At 65.7% G+C, this 16746-nt stretch carries 12 protein-coding genes; 8 read left to right on the forward strand and 4 right to left on the reverse strand.

Translation table 11 applies throughout. The features are described from left to right. The first annotated feature begins 1 nt into the window (after position 1). The 8 genes from LVJ94_25460 to LVJ94_25495 are packed head-to-tail and all read left to right on the forward strand — an operon-like array spanning position 2 to position 10609. Entirely contained in the window at positions 2–814 is an 813-nt protein-coding gene (locus LVJ94_25460; GenBank protein WXB10561.1) for a sterol desaturase family protein, read from the forward strand. Next, positions 804–4334: an MMPL family transporter gene (locus tag LVJ94_25465; GenBank protein WXB10562.1), complete on the forward strand. Its 3531-nt coding sequence runs from the start codon at positions 804–806 to the stop codon at positions 4332–4334. Before LVJ94_25460 ends, LVJ94_25465 begins: the two co-directional genes overlap by 11 nt. Next, positions 4331–5344: a hypothetical protein gene (locus LVJ94_25470; protein ID WXB10563.1), complete on the forward strand. Its 1014-nt coding sequence runs from the start codon at positions 4331–4333 to the stop codon at positions 5342–5344. The genes LVJ94_25465 and LVJ94_25470 overlap by 4 nt, the downstream gene beginning before the upstream one ends. Further along, positions 5341–6165 carry a glycosyltransferase family protein gene (locus LVJ94_25475; protein WXB10564.1) on the forward strand — a complete coding sequence of 275 codons (825 nt, stop codon included), beginning with the start codon at positions 5341–5343 and terminating at the stop codon, positions 6163–6165. The genes LVJ94_25470 and LVJ94_25475 overlap by 4 nt, the downstream gene beginning before the upstream one ends. Beyond that, a complete protein-coding gene (locus tag LVJ94_25480) occupies positions 6149–7024 on the forward strand; it encodes a transketolase (protein ID WXB10565.1) in 876 nt (291 codons plus the stop codon). Before LVJ94_25475 ends, LVJ94_25480 begins: the two co-directional genes overlap by 17 nt. Continuing rightward, the gene (locus tag LVJ94_25485) at positions 7021–9282 is read left to right on the forward strand and encodes an aminotransferase class III-fold pyridoxal phosphate-dependent enzyme (GenBank protein ID WXB10566.1); all 2262 of its coding nucleotides are present in this window, start codon (positions 7021–7023) and stop codon (positions 9280–9282) included. The genes LVJ94_25480 and LVJ94_25485 overlap by 4 nt, the downstream gene beginning before the upstream one ends. Beyond that, entirely contained in the window at positions 9279–10097 is an 819-nt protein-coding gene (locus LVJ94_25490) for an SDR family oxidoreductase (GenBank protein WXB10567.1), read from the forward strand. The genes LVJ94_25485 and LVJ94_25490 overlap by 4 nt, the downstream gene beginning before the upstream one ends. Next, the gene (locus LVJ94_25495; GenBank protein ID WXB10568.1) at positions 10082–10609 is read left to right on the forward strand and encodes an HAD hydrolase family protein; all 528 of its coding nucleotides are present in this window, start codon (positions 10082–10084) and stop codon (positions 10607–10609) included. Before LVJ94_25490 ends, LVJ94_25495 begins: the two co-directional genes overlap by 16 nt. Before the next feature lie 138 nt (positions 10610–10747). On the opposite strand, the gene LVJ94_25500 is transcribed toward LVJ94_25495, so the two are convergent. From LVJ94_25500 to LVJ94_25515, 4 genes are all read right to left on the reverse strand, one after another. Next, complete coding sequence (locus tag LVJ94_25500; protein WXB10569.1) at positions 10748–11560, reverse strand: IclR family transcriptional regulator; 813 nt, start codon at positions 11558–11560, stop codon at positions 10748–10750. 252 nt (positions 11561–11812) lie between these two features. Then, complete coding sequence (locus LVJ94_25505) at positions 11813–12994, reverse strand: acetyl-CoA C-acyltransferase (protein ID WXB10570.1); 1182 nt, start codon at positions 12992–12994, stop codon at positions 11813–11815. Next, entirely contained in the window at positions 12987–15074 is a 2088-nt protein-coding gene (locus LVJ94_25510; GenBank protein ID WXB10571.1) for a 3-hydroxyacyl-CoA dehydrogenase NAD-binding domain-containing protein, read from the reverse strand. Before LVJ94_25510 ends, LVJ94_25505 begins: the two co-directional genes overlap by 8 nt. Then, entirely contained in the window at positions 15071–16729 is a 1659-nt protein-coding gene (locus tag LVJ94_25515) for a long-chain fatty acid--CoA ligase (protein ID WXB10572.1), read from the reverse strand. Before LVJ94_25515 ends, LVJ94_25510 begins: the two co-directional genes overlap by 4 nt. Between the last annotated feature and the right edge of the window lie 17 nt (positions 16730–16746).

Below are 16746 nucleotides of genomic sequence, written 5' to 3' on the forward strand. Positions count from 1 at the left end.
TTTGGCCTGGGAGATCCTCTCACCGATCCTCATCGTGGCATGGGCCCTGGGGATCATCGCGCTCGAACGGATCCATCCGTACGATCGCGGGCAGAAGTTGTTTCGTGAGGGGTTCTTCCTGGACTTCTTTTGGTACACACTGATTCAAAGTTACATCTTGGGCTTGGTCATCAGCCTGCTCATTCGCTGGCTGGACCAGCGCACGGGGCTTTCGCGCCTTGGCTTGGTTTCGGGGTGGCCCATTCCGCTGCAACTGGCGTTCTTTTGGGTCACCCACGACTTTTACATCTATTGGTTCCATCGCTTGCAGCACAAGAATCGATTCTTGTGGCGCATCCACGAAGCGCACCACTCCGGGCATGACGTCGATTGGCTATCGGGCTCGCGCTCCCATGCGCTGGAGATCTTGATCAATCAGTCCATCGAATATGCCCCCATCGTGCTGCTCGGGGCACACCCGGACGTGGCCCTGATGAAGGGCGTGCTCGATGCAACGTGGGGCATGTACATCCACTCGAACATCGATGTACGGAGCGGGTGGCTGCAGTATTTCTTGAATGGCCCGGAAATGCACCGATGGCACCATTCGCGGATTTATCGCGGCACGGGATTCAACTTCGCGACCAAGATTGCCGTTTGGGATTGGCTTTTCGGCACCGCGCACTTGCCGCGGCCGGAAAAGCCCGTGGGGTATGGCCTGGGGGACGGCGAGACGTTTCCAACTGGGTATTTCGCGCAGCACGTGCATTCGTTTCGGTCGTTTCCCGTGAAGGAGTCGGACGAAACCATGGTGGGGGATTCGCATGTGGCGTAGTTGGGTGGGGATTCAGCTTCGCCGTCCCATGGCGGTGCTCGTCGCGAGCCTGCTGACGGCGCTCGTCGGGGTGGTGCTCGCCTCGCGGCTCGAGCTCAAGACGCGCTTCGACCAGCTGCTGCCCGAGGGGCAGCCCAGCGTGGTGGAGCTGCGGCGGCTCGAGGAAAACGTGGCGGTCGGCACCCATGTGTTCGTCGTGCTCGAGGGCGCGGAAACGCCCGCGCTGCGCGCCTATGCCGATGCCATCGTGGGCAGTGTGCGGGCGCGCGCGCCCGAGGCGCCGTGGCTGCTGGGCGCCGAGGACGGTGTGCACGAGGCACGGCGTTTTCTGCTGCCGCGCGCGGGGCTGTTCGTGCCGCAGCAGGATCTCGAGCAACTCCGCGACGACCTTCAGGCGCGCTGGGACTGGGAGGTCAACGAGCGGCTCGGGCAGAATCTTTCCGAGGAGGTCCCGCCGCGCATCACCGCCGAGACCTTTCGCCAACGCTTCGGCGAGACGGCCCGCACGGACGAGCAGCGCCCCGATGGGTATTTCCAATCGGCGGATGGACACACGCTGGTCGTGGTGGTGCGAACGTCGATCGCCTCGGGCGATCTGCCGCGGGCACAGGCAGCGCTCGCGCTGGTGCGTGACACCGTGGAACGGGTGCGGCCTTCCCCCGCGATTCAAATCGGCTACGCGGGCGATCTGGTCACCGGGCTGGCGGAATACAGCGCCGTCAAAGATGACCTCGCGCAAGTCGGTATTCTCGGTGTCGGGCTCGTGTTGGGTGTGGTGGCGCTCTTCTTCTTGCGCGTGCGCGCGCTGGTGGCGACGGGCGTGGCCATCGCCATCGGGCTCGCGTGGACCTTTGGCGTCACCAAGTTGACCATCGGTCATTTGAATGTCGCGACCGGCTTCCTGGTGAGCATCGTCGCCGGCAATGGGCTCAATTTCGCGGTACTTTACTTGGCACGCTACTTCGAAACACGGCGCGCCGGGGCGACGTTGGAGGCGGCCATCGAGGATGCGCACCGCACGACATGGCCGGCTACCCTCACCGTGGCCCTGGCGGCGAGCGCCGCGTACGGGTCCCTGGGGGTCACGGAATTTCGCGCGTTCAAGCATTTCGGGCTCATCGGCGCCGTGGGCATGGTCGCCTGTTGGGTGGCCACCTACGTCGTGGTTCCGCCGCTTCTCGTGCTGATCGAGCGGGTGCGGCCCGTTCGCCCGCGCATCCAGATCCCGTTCGAGTTCCCCTTCGTGGCGCTGGTCACCAGGGCCCCGCGGCTGGTCACCATCGCCGGTGTGCTCCTGGCCATCGGGGGCGGCGTCGCGTTGCCGCGCTACCTCGCGCAGGATCCCATCGAGTACGACATGCGGCGCCTGCAGAACGATCTCGGCGACGCGACGGCGGCGCGGGAGCGCGGCTGGGGCAATGCGTCCGAGATGTACCGCGTGGCCAGCCTGGCCCGCAGTGTGCTCGGCACCGGGCTCGAATCGGGGCTGGTGGTGCTCTGCGACACGATGGATCAGGTGCGGCCGCTGGCCCGGGCGCTGGAGGCGCGTCGGGATGCAGCACCGGCGGGCGAAAAGCCCTTCGATGCCATTCACACGCTGTTCGACTTCGTACCCGAGGGGCAGGCCGCGAAAATCCCGGTGCTGGAAGATCTTCGCGCGCTGGTTCTGCGGGCGCGCGACCGCGGCGCGATCTCGGATGCCGATTGGAATGCGCTGGCGCCCATGGTGCCGCCCGAGAACCTCGACCCCATCGAGCTCTCCGCGTTGCCCGATGCCGTCACGCGCCCGTTCACGTTGCGCGACGGCTCGGTGGGCCGGCTCGTGCTGGTGGAGACCGCAGCCCACCGCAGTGATTCGGATTTGCATTACCTGCTGGAGCTCGCGCAGGCGGTGCGCACGACCACCTTGCCCAACGGCGACACCATCCGCGGAACGGGCCGGCCGGTCATCTTTGCCGACATGCTCGGTGCCGTGCTGCGCGACGAGCCGCGGGCGGTGGCGCTGTCGCTCTCGCTCACCGTCGTGGCCGTGGTGCTCATGTTTCGGCGCGGGAGGCTGGTGCTGCTCGCCCTGGGGAGCCTCGCGCTCGGCGTGGCTTGGTTCGTCGGCTGCATGGCCGTCTTCGGCATCAAGATTCACTTCTTCAACTTCATCGCGCTGCCGATCACCTTCGGCATTGCCGCCGATTACGCGGTGAATGTCGTGCAGCGCTACGCCGTGGACCGCGAGGCGGGGGTCGAGTCCATCGTGCACTCGATGCGCAGCGTGGGCGGGGCCGTGGTGCTGTGCAGCGCCACGACCATGCTCGGTTATTTGGCGCTGGTCGGGTCGATCAATCAAGCGATTCGCGGCCTCGGCCTCCTCGCGGTGCTCGGTGAGCTGTGCTGCCTCGGCGCGGCAATGCTCGTGCTGCCCGCCGCCATCGTGTGGTACGAGCGCTCACGCCGTCCGGGCAATACCGCCCTGCGCATCACGCTCGCGGCCGGCGCGGTCATGCTCTTCTTGACGATGGTTCCGCGCGGGGCGCTGGGCGATGCGGCACGCCTCATCGCGGCCAGGGGTCCGGTGCTCGCGCTGGTGCTCGTGCCGGTTGCCGCGGCGGTGCTCTTCGATGCGGCGGCGCAGCGCGCACTCTTCACGCGACTCTCGCGCCAGGTGCACGTGGGCATCGCGGCGCTCGCGCGCATCTCCTCGGAGGCGGTCGCGCTGAGTACGCCGGGCGGCGGGGTCCTCGGCGAGCCGGTCGCCGCACTCGTTCTGGCCAAGCGCGCCGGCGTGCCCGCAGGCGAAAGCATCGCCGTCCTCGCCGTGCGCCGCGTGCTCTTGATGCGCATGCACGCCGCGTGGATCGTCCTCAGCGCCCTCGCGGGATGGGGCCTTCTCACGGCCCGCGCGCAGACCATCCCGTACCTGCCGTGGCTGGTGCTCGCCTCCGCGCTGCTGCCGCTGATCGCGGCCACCACAGTGGGAGCCGCCTTCGGCTCCGGCTCGCTGGCGGGGCGCGTTCTCGGCTTCTTGGGCCGCATCGTGCCCGCGCGCATCGGGGCGCTCCAGCGCTTGCTCCACAAGGGCGAGCGCCAGGCCTCCGTGGTCGATGGTTCCGCATCGATGCTCTTGCGCGCGAACCTGCGCTCGATGCTCGGCCCCGCGCTTCTCTTCGGCGGCGTGTGGGTCGCCGAGTCGTGCGAGGCCTACGCGATCCTCCACCTCCTTGGCGCGACGACGCCGTTCGCGCACGTCATGGCCATCGAGGCCAGTGCCTCCATCCTTCGCGCCGTCGCATTCTTCGCCCCGGCGGGCGTCGGCATTCAGGACATCGGCTACCTCACGCTGCTGGGCGGCGGCGACCCGCATGCCACGGTCATCGCCACCGGGTTCGTCCTGGTCAAACGCGGACGCGAGGTGCTCACGATGGCCATTGGCTTCCTGGCGTTCGGGCTATCCAGCCGAAAAAGTGACGACGCGAGCGAGACGCCACGAAGCCCCCTCGCCACCGAAAGGCAAGGCATAGCGACATGAGACGCGCGTTGTTCATCGGCGGATCGCTCAACCAAACGAAGCAAATGCACGCCGTCGCGCGCGAGCTCCGCGAGTGGAAGGCCTCCTTTTCGCCGTTCTTCGGCGACCGCACCGTCGAAACGCTGCGCCGCCTCGGCTTGACCGAAACGACCATCTGCGGCGACAAACTTCGTAAACGCTGCCTGGATTACCTGCACGATCACCGTCTCGAGGTGGACATGCACGGCAGCCGCGGCGACTACGATCTCGTGGTCAGCTGCACCGATCTCGTGGTGCCGCGCATCGCCCGCCGGGGGCCGCTCGTCGTGGTGCAAGAAGGCATTTTGGACCCGCCCGGCTTCATGAGCCATCTCTGCCAACGCTTTCCACGCCTTCCCCGCTGGCTCTCCGGCACCACCCTCACCGGCACCAGCGGCATCTACGATCGCTTTTGCGTGGCCAGTGAAGGCTACAAGCGGCACTTCGTGGCCATGGGCGCCGACCCTTCGCGCATTCGCGTGACCGGCATTCCCAACTTCGACGATTGCCAACGATTCCACGACAACGACTTTCCCCTTCACGATTACGTTCTCGTCTGTACGTCGGATACGCGCGAAACCTTCAAACGCGACGACCGGCGCGAGCTGGTGAAACGCGCAGTGCGCATCGCCGCCGGGCGCACCCTGCTTTTCAAGCTCCACCCGAACGAGAACGCCCGGCGCTCCACGGCCGAAATCCGCAAATGGGCGCCCAACGCGCACGTCTATGCCTCGGGCAACACCGAGGCCATGATTGCCAATTGCTCGGTGCTCATCACGCAATGGTCTTCGACGGCCTTCGTCGGTCTAGCGCTGGGCAAAGAAGTCCATTCCAATCATGACAGCGCCGAGCTCCGCGAGCTTGCGCCGTTGCAGAACGGCGGCAACTCGGCCAAGCGGATCGCCCAGGTCTGCCGCGAACTTACCCGGCGCACACGCGTCGTCCACCTTCGAACCATCCTGTGGGGGCGTCCGTCGAGAGGAGTCGCATGAAGACCTTGGTCGTCGTACAAGCGCGTTCCACCTCGAGCCGCCTTCCCCGGAAGGTGCTCCGCCCGCTCGCGGGCAAGCCGATGCTCGTGCGCCAGCTCGAGCGCATCGACGCGGCGCGAACGGCCTTTGATCTGGTCGTCGCCACCACGACGGATCCGGCAGACGACGCCGTCGCCGAGGTGACGCGCCGGGCGGGCTTCGACGTCTTCCGCGGGCACCCCACGGACTTGCTCGATCGACACTACCGCTTGGCCGCCGCCAAAAAGGCCGATGTGGTGGTGAAGATCCCCTCCGATTGCCCGCTCATCGACCCCGACGCGATCGATCGGGTCATCAGCACCTTCCTGCACGCGTCGGGGGTCGACTACGCGAGCAACCTCCACCCGCCATCCTGGCCCGACGGCAACGACGTGGAGGTGATGACCATGCGCGCCCTCGCCCGCGCCCACCGTGAGGCGACGCGCTCCTTCGACCGGGAGCACACCACGCCGTATCTCTGGGACAACCCGGACAAGTTCACGCTCCTCAACGTGCGCTGGGAAACGGGGCTGGACCTGTCGCGCTCTCACCGATTCACCGTGGATTACGAGGAAGACTACTTATTCGTCGCCCGCGTCTTCGAGGAATTGCACATTCCCAACGCGTGGCCCTTTCCCATCGAGGACATTCTAGCTTTGCTCGAGCGCCGGCCCGAGCTGCTGCAGATTCACGCGCGCTACGCCGGTGTCAATTGGTACCGGCATCACCTGGGCGAGCTTCGCACCAAGAGCCTCGCCGACACCCGACTCGCACCGGAGGACGACCATGCGCCTCTCCCATGATGAACGCCAATCCCTGGAAAATCTCGCCCTCCGCGTGCGCGAGCACGTGATCCGCATGTCCACGCGCGGCGGCTGCTTCATCGGCGCCTCGCTCTCGTGCACCGATTTGCTCGTGCACTTGTACACGCGCGTGCTGCGGGTCCAACCCGAGACGATGGACGATCCGGATCGCGATTACCTTCTTCTCTCCAAAGGCCACGACGTGCCCGCGCTTTATGGCACCTTGGCCGAATTGGGATTCTTTCCCAGGGAGCGGCTCGCCAATCATCTTCGCCCGAACGATTACCTGTATTGGCATCCCAATCGCGCGGTCCCGGGTATCGAGTTTCACTCGGGATCGCTCGGGCACCTCGCGTCGGTGGGCATGGGCATTGCGCTCGATGCAAAGATGCGCGGTGGCCGCAGCCGCGTGTTCGTGGTCCTCGGCGACGGGGAGTTGAACGAGGGCTCCGTGTGGGAGGCTCTCCTCGTGGCCAGCGCCAAGAAGCTGGACAACTTCATTGCCATCGTCGATCGCAATCATTTCCAGGCCAACGTGCGCACGGAAGAATTGATCCCGCTGGAGCCGCTCCAGGACAAATTCCGCGCCTTCGGGGCCAGCGTGCTTCGCGTGGACGGGCACGATCACGATGCGCTCGCGTCGGCCTTCGAGCAACTGCCGCCGCTGCGCGAGGACGCGGGCACGTGCCCCACGGTCATCGTCTGCGACACCGTCCGGGGCAAGGGGCTCCCGAGCATCGAGCAGCGCGCCGATCGCTGGTTTTGCAACTTCAGCGAGGACGAGGTCGAGCAGCTGCTCGCCGAATTGCACTTCGGGCAGCGGGCCCACATTCAATCAGAAGGGCTGATGGTGCGATGAATTACGAAGAGACCTTGCTCGCGCTGGCGCGCGAGAATCCCGATTTGGTGGTGATGACGGCGGAAAACCGCGCCGCCATCCGCAACGTGCCCGCGGAGCTGGGCGATCGCTTCATCGACGTGGGCATTGCCGAGCAGACGATGATCGGCGCCGCCGCGGGTCTGGCCCTGCGCGGGCGGCGGGTGGTGGCCCACGCGCTGGCCACGTTTCTCACCCTGCGAGCGTTCGAGTTCGTGCGCACCGACATCGGCATTGCGGAACTGCCGCTGACGTTGGTGGGCGGCGTTCCCGGTTTTCTGTCGGAGGCGAATGGGCCGACGCACCAGGCCATCGAGGACATCGCGGTGATGCGCGCGGTGCCGGGCATGCAGGTGGTCTGCCCGGCCGACGGCGAGGAGCTCGTGGCCGCGATGCCCGTGATCATCGGCTCGCGCGAGCCGACGTACGTTCGCTTTTACGCGGGCCCGGCCGCGGCGCCGCATACCTCGCGCTTCGAACTGGGGCGCGCCGAAGTGCTTTCCGAAGGCAGCGACGTGACGTTGCTGACGTATGGATTCCTGTTGCGCGAGGCGGTGCGCGCACGGGATCTTCTCGAGGAGGCCGGGGTTCGCGTGCGCCTGTTGAACATGCGCTCCCTGGCGCCCGTCGATGCGCGAGCCATCGTGCGGGCGGCCCAGGAGACTGGGTTGCTCGTGGTCGCCGAGGACCATCTGCGCACGGGCGGGCTTTGCACCATCGTGGCCGAGACGCTCATGGCACGCAGCATCACCGCGCGCGTGCTTCCCATTGCGCTGGAGCGCTGGTTCCGCCCTGCCCTGCTGGGCGACGTCCTCGCCTACGAGGGATTCACCGCGGAGGCCATTGCCAAACGCGTTCTCACGGAGCTGGCGCGGCGCGCGAGCGATCATCGCGTGTGGAGCGTGCCCAATCTGGAAAAGTCGAATCACTATTACGCCCGCGCGAAAGAGCTCATTCCTGCGGCCACGCAGACCTTGGCCAAGGGCCCGGGGCAATACGTGCGCGGCGTCGCGCCGAAGTATTTGCAACGCGGTCGCGGCTCGCACGTGTGGGACGTCGATGGGAACGAGTACATCGATCTGCAGATGGCCATTGGGCCGCTTTCGCTGGGCTATGGCCACCCCGCCGTCGACCGCGCCATTCGCGAGCAGCTGGAGGATGGCATCACCTTCTCCCTCATGCATCCGCTCGAGGTGGAGGTCGCGGAGCTCGTGCACGAATGCGTCCCCGGCGCGGACATGGTTCGCTTCAGCAAAACGGGATGCGATGCCACCAGCGCCGCCGTGCGCCTCGCGCGAGCCTTCACTGGCCGGAGCAAGGTGCTCACCTGCGGCTACCACGGTTGGCACGACTGGTACATCGCGGTGACCGATCGCCGGCGGGGCATCCCCGACGAGGTAGCCGCGCTGACCTACACCTTCGACTACAACGATCTGGCCTCGGTGGAGCGCGCCCTCGACGACGATACGGCGTGCGTCATTCTCGAGCCGGTGGTCTTCGAGATGCCGCGCGCCGGGTTCCTCGAGGAACTGCGTGCACTCTGCACGCGCCGTGGGGCACTCCTCGTCTTCGACGAAATGTGGACGGGCTTTCGCCTGGCCCTGGGCGGCGCGCAGGAGCACTTCAGCGTCACCGCGGACCTGGCCTGCTTCTCCAAAGCCATCGCCAATGGGATGCCGCTCTCGGTGCTCACCGGACGCGGTGACGTGATGCGGCTGCTCGAGCGCGACGTCTTCTTCTTCACCACGTTCGGCGGGGAGGCGCTGTCCTTGGCCGCGGCGAAAGCCACCCTCACCGAGATGCGCGCGAACGACGTTCTCGCGCACCTCGCGGCCCAGGGCCGCAAGCTTCGCGATGGGTACAACGCCATCGCGCGGCGCCTCGGCCTCGAGTACACGCGGGCCGTCGGGCCGGACGCGCGCAGCATGGTCGTCTTCGACGGCGAGCACTCGCTGTTGATGAAGTCCTTCGTCCAGCAGGAGCTCGTGCGGCGCGGTGTGCTCTGGGGTGGTTTCCACAATGTCTCGTACGCCCACGGGCGTGCGGACGTGGAGCGCGTGCTCGCGGTCTACGAAGAGGCGCTCGCCGGCCTGCGCGATGCGGTGAGCGCGAATCGCCTGCGCGAGTCGCTGCTCGGGGAGCCCATCGAGCCCATGTTCCGGCGCACCTCGAACTTCGACACGCGCCCCGCGCCAAAGACGTGGGCGTTCGCCGCGCAAAACGGAGTGCCCCTGCGATGAACGCGCTCTTCGATCTTCGAGGCCGGGTGGCGGTGGTCACCGGCGCCATGGGTTTGCTCGGCAAAGAGCACTGCCGTGCACTGGCCAGCGGCGGCGCACGCATCGTGGTCACCGATCTCGATACGGGCGCCGCACCCGCGCTCGTCGAAGAGCTGATGGCGCTGGGTGCGCCCCAGGTGCTGGCCGTCGATGCCGACGTGACCGATCCCGAGAGCCTTCTCGCGCTCCGCGACGGCGTGCGCGCGAACTTCGGGACGGTCGACATCCTGGTCAACAATGCGGCCATCGACGACAAGGTGGAGTCGCCCGCGGCCGCGCTGGAAGAATCGCGCTTCGAGAACTACGCCCTGCGCCGCTTTCGCCGTGCGCTCGACGTCAATGTCACCGGCGTCTTTCTCGTGTCGCAAATCGTGGGCGCCGACATGGCGAAGGCGGGCCGAGGCTCGATCATCAACGTAGCCTCCACCTACGGCGTGGTCGCCCCGGACCAAGCTTTGTACCGCACGCCCGAGGGCGAGCAGACCTTTTTCAAGTCGCCAGTGTACCCGACGTCGAAGGGTGCCGTCCTCGCCTTCACCCGGTACCTGGCCGCGTATTGGGGCGAGGTCGGTGTGCGCGTGAATGCGCTCTCACCGGGCGGCGTGGCCAACGGGCAAGATGCTCACTTCGTCTCGAGCTATGCGAGCCGAACGCTCCTCGGCCGCATGGCCTACCCGCACGACTACCGCGGTGCTATCCTGTTTCTCGCAAGCGATGCATCGGCGTACGTCACGGGCACCAACCTGATCGTGGACGGCGGATGGACAGCCAAATAGGCAAAGACGAGCTTCTACGACGCGCCCGCGCGATCCGCCTGGTCATCAGCGACGTCGACGGCGTGCTCACCGACGCAGGAGTTTACTATTCGGCCGCCGGCGAGGCCATGAAGCGCTTCAACGTGCGCGACGGCATGGGCGTGGAGCTCCTGCGCGAAAAAGGCATCGCCACGGCCCTGCTCACACGCGAGCGCTCCTCCATCGTTTCCACGCGCGCCGAGAAACTGCGCATCGAGCTCTGCTACATGGGAATCCACGACAAGCGCGGCCACCTGCCGCACATCGTGGAAGACACCGGCTTCTCCCTCGAACAAATCGCCTACATCGGCGACGACGTGAACGACCTCGGGATTCTCGACGTGGTGCGCGGAAGCGGCCTCACGGCAGCCCCCAAAGACGCCCACCCCTCCGTCCTCGAACGCGTCCACTACATCTGCCACGCGGCAGGAGGCCACGGCGCCTTCCGCGAACTCGCCGACCTCATTCTCGTCAGTGGAAACACGGGGATTTGAACAGGAAGACGGGAAGACGGGAAGGACTTACGGCACGGACTGCGCGGAACGCTTGTTGGGGTTTTCCAATTCGCTCACGGGGCGCCTTGGAAACTCAAAACCTTCCCGTCTTCCCGTCTTCCTGTAATTCTCAATCTTCTAGCCGCCCATTTTGGCTTTGATGCGATCGCGCAGCTGCGCAACTTTGGGGCCGATTTCCTCGAGCAGGCGTTCGCGGGGGAGTTCGGGGGCGGGGCCGAAGCAGCTCAAGGAGAGCAGCTTGCCGTCGTTGCCAATGAGGGGCACGCCGACGGCGGAGACCTCGTTGCGCCATTCGCTCACGGAGAAAACGAATCCGTATTTCTCGTAGTCCTCCACCGCGCGGCGCAGGCCCTTTTGAATCTTGGGCCATTCGGGCTCGGGCACGCCGCGCAAATACGAGGCGAGCACGCGCGCCCGCTCGTCCTCCGGCAGGCCTACGTGGCCGGCGCGACCCAGTGCGGTGGTGCCACGCGGAACGCGTTCGCCGACGTCCAGGCTCATGCGAAAGAGCTGGTGGCCGTGGCAAATCTCGATGAACACCATATGGTCGCCATCGCGCGCGGCGAGGGCCACCGTGGAGTGCACCTCCTCGGCCAACTCTTGCATCAGCGGCCGCGCCACCGCGCGCACGTCCAGTCCGGCGAGGTAATGCTGCGCCAGGGAGAGGACGCCGATGCCGAGGGAATACTTCTCCTCGGCAGGGAGAAACTCCAGATACCCCAATTGCGTGAGGGTATAGCAAAGCCTCCCGATGGTCGATTTGGGGAGGCCCGTGCGGCGCGCGATTTCACGCACACCGACGAAGCGCTCCTGCGGCTTGAAACTCCGCAGCACGGCAAAGGCCCGCGCCACCGACGTAATGAAATCCGGACTCTCGGCCCCCGTGACATCTTCGGCCGCATTCCCCAATCGACTCAACTTCGGCGTCATATCATCATCCTCACAAACGTAAAGGCGGACTGAATATTACAAACTCGCAAGGGGCCGTCCGTCGAGCAGCGGCAGCGGAACAACCCCGGCGAGGCCGGCGCCTTAGTCCCTCCCCCATGCGAGGATCGCCAAGCGAAATGGCGATCCTTGGCTTCCGAACCGGGCATGGCGCCGGTCCCGCCGGCTTCTTCTCGCTGCCGCGGTTCAAGCACCAACTCATTTCGAAATTGAAACATTCAATCAACCGCTACCTCAAGCCACTTCGAATAGGCCGGCGGCACCTTGGCCGCCGCCAATGCACATGGTCACCACGACGTACTTCACGCCGCGGCGCTTTCCTTCGATCAGCGCGTGGCCGACCAACCGTGAGCCGGACACGCCGTACGGATGGCCCACCGCAATGGCGCCCCCGTTGACGTTGAGCCGCTCGTTGGGAATGCCCAGCTTGTCGCGGCAATAAATGACTTGCACCGCGAAAGCCTCGTTGAGCTCCCATAGGCCGATATCGTCGACCTTCAAGCCGGCACGGGCCAGCAACTTGGGCACGGCGAAGACCGGGCCGATGCCCATTTCGTCCGGCTCGCAGCCGCTCACGGCAAAGCCGCGGTAGATGCCCAGCGGCTTCAAACCGCGCTTTTCGGCGACCTTGGAGCTTACGACCACGCAGGCCGAGGCTCCGTCCGAGAATTGGCTGGCATTGCCCGCCGCGATCACCCCGCCGGCGATGGCCGGGCGGATCTTGGAGACGCCCTCGAAGGTGGTGTCCGCGCGGATGCCTTCGTCGGCCGAAAGGGTCACCTCCTTGGTGAAGATGCGCCCCGTGGCCTTGTCGGCCGTGGCCATGAGGGTCGTCATGGGCACGATTTCGTCGTTGAATTTGCCCTCGGCCGCCGCCGCCGCCGCGCGCAGCTGACTCTGCACGCCGTATTCGTCCTGGCGCTCGCGCGAGATGCCGTAGCGCTTCGAGACGTTCTCCGCCGTCTGCAACATGTTCCAATAGACGGCCGGTTTGTTCTGCAGGAGCCAGCGCTCGGTCAGCATGTGCAGGTTCATCTCGTTCTGCACGCACGAGATGGCCTCCACGCCGCCGGCGACCATGATGTCCCCCTCGCCGTTCAGAATGCGCTGCGCGGCCAGGACGATGGTCTGCAAACCCGACGAGCAAAATCGATTCACCGTCATGCCGGGCACGGAGACCGGCAGCCCGGCACGCAGGGCAATCTGCCGTGCGATGTTGCCGCCGGTGGCGCCTTCGGGGTTCGCACAGCCCATGATGACGTCTTCCACCTCCGCGTCGTCCAGAAGGCCCGTGCGATCGAGGGCCGCCCGCACCACGTGCCCGCCCATGGTGGCCCCATGGGTCATGTTGAGGGCGCCCCGCCAAGATTTGGCGAGCCCCGTGCGCGCCGTAGAAACGATGACCGCATCAACCATGGAACGACCTCCCTTCGGCGGCGAGCTTCGCGAGCAGCGGTGCGGGCTCCCAGAACTTCGAGTCGCCGCGCGAGATGCGCGCATACCGGCGCATCGCCGCCACGACGTTCACCAGGCCCACCTCGTCGGCGTACAGCATGGGACCGCCGCGGTGGATGGGAAAGCCGTATCCGGAGAGGTAGACCACGTCGATGTCCGACGCGCGCTGGGCAATGCCTTCCTCCACGATTTTGGCGCCCTCGTTGATCAGGGCAAAGATGCAGCGCTCGACGATCTCCTCGTCCGAAATCGCGCGGCGGGTGATGCCGAGCTCCTTCGAATAGGCGAGAACCATCTCGTCGACGCTCGGATCGACGATGGCATCGCGCCGGCCGGGCTCGTAGAGGTACCAGCCCTTTCCGGTTTTCTGCCCGAAGCGCCCGAGCTCGCACAGCTTGTCGCCTATTTTGGAATAGACGAGCTCTGGGTGCTCCACGTAAAGCCGTTTGCGAATGGCCCAGCCAATGTCGTTTCCGGCCAGGTCGCCCATGCGGAACGGGCCCATGGCCATGCCCCACTGCTCGAGGGCGCGGTCGACCTGCGAGGGGAGCGCGCCTTCCTCCAAGAGGAACGAGGCCTGGATCGAATAGCGCTCGATCATGCGGTTGCCGATGAAGCCATCGCACACGCCCGAGACCACCGCGGTTTTCCCGATTTTCTTGGCCAGATCCATCACCGTGGCCAAAACGTCCTTCGACGTCTTCGCGCCGCGCACCACCTCGAGAAGCTTCATCACGTTGGCCGGGCTGAAGAAGTGCAGGCCCACCACGTCGCCAGGCCGCTTCGTGAAGGCGGCAATCTTGTTCAAATCGAGGGTCGACGTGTTGCTCGCCAGGATCGCCCCCGGCTTCATCACCTGGTCCAACGCGGTGAATACTTTTTCCTTCACGCCCAGCTCTTCGAAGACGGCCTCGATGACCAAGTCGGCCTGCGCGATCCCGTCGTACGAGAGGGTGCCCTGGATGAGCGCGAGCCGCTGCGCCATCTTTTCCTCGGTCAGCTTGCCCTTCTTGAACGAGCTTTCGTAATTCTTGCGGATGGTGCCAAGCCCCTTGTCGAGGGCTTCGGGCTTCACCTCGAGCAAGGTCACCGGGATGCCGGCGTTGGCAAAGCTCATGGCGATGCCGCCGCCCATGGTGCCGGCACCGATGATGGCCACCTGCTTGACCGGACGCAGGGTCGTGTCCGGCGGCACGTCGCCAATCTTGCTGGCCGCGCGCTCGGCGAAGAAGAAGTGCCGCAGGGCGCGCGACTCGGGTGTGGCCATGAGCTTCTGGAAAAGCTCCCCCTCCTTGCGCAACCCCGCGTCGAACGGCCCCGTAGATGCCGCCACGGCCTCCAGGCAGACGAGCGGCGCGGGGAAATTCTTGGACATCGTTGTCACGGTGTTGCGTGCAAACTGCAAGAACCCCTGCGCATTGGGGTGCTCGACCTTGACGTCGCAAAGGCGCTTCAGCGGGCGCTTCTCGCGAACGACTTCCTCGGCGAACGCCAGCGCCCCCTCGAGCACGTCCCCATCGACGACCCGGTCGAAGAGGGCCGTCTTGGCCAAGGCCTCGGCCAGCACCGTTTCCCCGGACGCAATGAGGTTCGCCGCAGTCTCCAGTCCAATGGCCCGCGGCAAACGCTGCGTGCCGCCGGCGCCGGGCAATAGGCCCAACTTGACCTCGGGCAGCGCAATCTTGGTGCCCTTGGCCACCACGCGGAAATGGCACCCGAGCGCGAGCTCCAGGCCGCCGCCCATGGCCACCGAATGAATCGCCGCGACGACCGGCTTGGTGCTCGCTTCCAGGGCGCGAATCACCACACGCAGCGATGGCTCCAGAAGCTGCTTTCCGCTTTTGAACTCGGTGATGTCGGCGCCGCCGGAGAAGGCTTTTCCAGCCCCGGTGATGACGATGGCCGTGACGCCCGGATCGAGCTCCGCACGCTCGAGGCCCTCACGGAGCCCGGTGCGAACGGCATGGCCCAGGCCATTCACCGGCGGATTGTCCATGGTCAACACGGCCACCGGGCCGCGCGTTTCGTAGCGGATACTCATCGTGTGGCTCCTCCCGGGGCCGCCTTTGCGGCTTCTTCCTGGTACAATTCCTTTTTCGACAGTTTGCCGACCAGCGTCTTCGGCAAATCGGCGCGAATATCCATCGCTTGCACCATTTCGTGCTTGCCCAAACGTCCCTCCAAAAAGCCTTTCAGCTCCTCGAGCGTCAACCCCGGCGTCCCCGGCTTCAACGAAATGAACGCTTTGGGAGCCTGGCCGCGGTATTCGTCGTGAATGCCGATCACGCTCACCTCCGCCACCGCGGGGTGCTCGTAGATCGCTTCCTCGATGGTGCGCGGGTACACGTTGAACCCGCCGCAGAGAATCATGTCCTTCGTGCGATCGACGATGTACACGAAGCCGTCGTCATCCATGTAGCCCACGTCGCCGGTGCGGAAGAGCCCATCGGAGGTTCGCTCCGACGCGACCCCGCCCTTCCAATACCCCTTCATCACGTTGGGGCCCGCGACACAGATCTCACCGCGCTCCCCGAGCGCTACCCGCTTCGAGGGATCGTTCACGTCGCGGAATTCGATACGCACGCCCGGCATGGGCAATCCACAGGAGCCGGGACGATGCCGAATGCTCACCGGACTGAACGTGCCGGTGGGCGACGTTTCCGTCATACCCCAGCCTTCGCAGATCGGACAGGCCACGAGGCGCTCGAAACGCTGCTTGACCTCCAGAGGCAACGGCGCACCGCCCGAGCCGCAGAAGCGGATCGAGCTCAGATCGTAGTCCGCGACCTTCGGGTGGTTCAATATGGCGGAGTACATCGTGGGCACTCCGAGAAAGGCGGTGATCTTCTTGCTGGCGATCTCCCGGAGCGCCGTCTCCGCCTCGAAGCGCGGCATGAGCACCATTTCCGCACCGAGGCGAATGGCCATCAGCATGGTCACGGTGAGAGCATAAATATGAAAGAGCGGCAACGCCGCGAGAATGCGCTCCTCGCTCTCATGAAGGATGCCCGCCCCCGCGTGGGTCTCCCAATATTGACTACAGGCGGCCGACACGTTCGCGTGGGTGAGCATGGCACCCTTGGGCAGCCCGCTGGTGCCGCCCGTGTATTGCAACACCGCGACGGCCTCCTCCAAGTTGGCAATCGCCGGCGGCTCGACGCGCGGGCCGTCCTTCGCCAGGAGCGATTCGAATCGGACATGTCCGTCGTCGCCCCAGGCCACCTCGCACGGCATGCCCGAGGCGGCGACCACCAACGTGCGCAGACGCGTGCGGCGGAGCAGCGGCGCCATCATGGGGTAAAGACTCTTGGCGTCGAGGGTGACCATGATGTCGGTCTCGCTGTCCTCGATTTTGTGAATGAGCGACTTTTCCGCATCCAGCGGTGAATAGTTCACCACCGTACCGCCCGCCTTGAGGATGGCGAAAAAGCTCACCACGTAATGGGGCGTATTGGGCAGATAAAGCCCGACATGCACACCGGGCTTCACCCCGATTTCGCGAAAGCCCACCGCCGCCCGCTCCACCTGGTTGGCCAGTTCGCGGTACGTGAGCTTCCTCCCCATGCAATCGATGGCCGGGCGATCCGGCCACTGCGCCACGGCGTCGTCCAGAATTTGCCAGAGTGGCATCTGCACGAGTTCCCGATCGTAGCGTACCCCTTCTGGATACGACTTGATCCACGGTTGATCGCCCATCCCTCGCCCTCCTCGGA

This window comes from Sorangiineae bacterium MSr11367, assembly GCA_037157805.1.
In the GTDB taxonomy this organism is placed as follows: Bacteria; Myxococcota_A; Polyangia; order Polyangiales; family Polyangiaceae; genus Pendulispora; species Pendulispora rubella.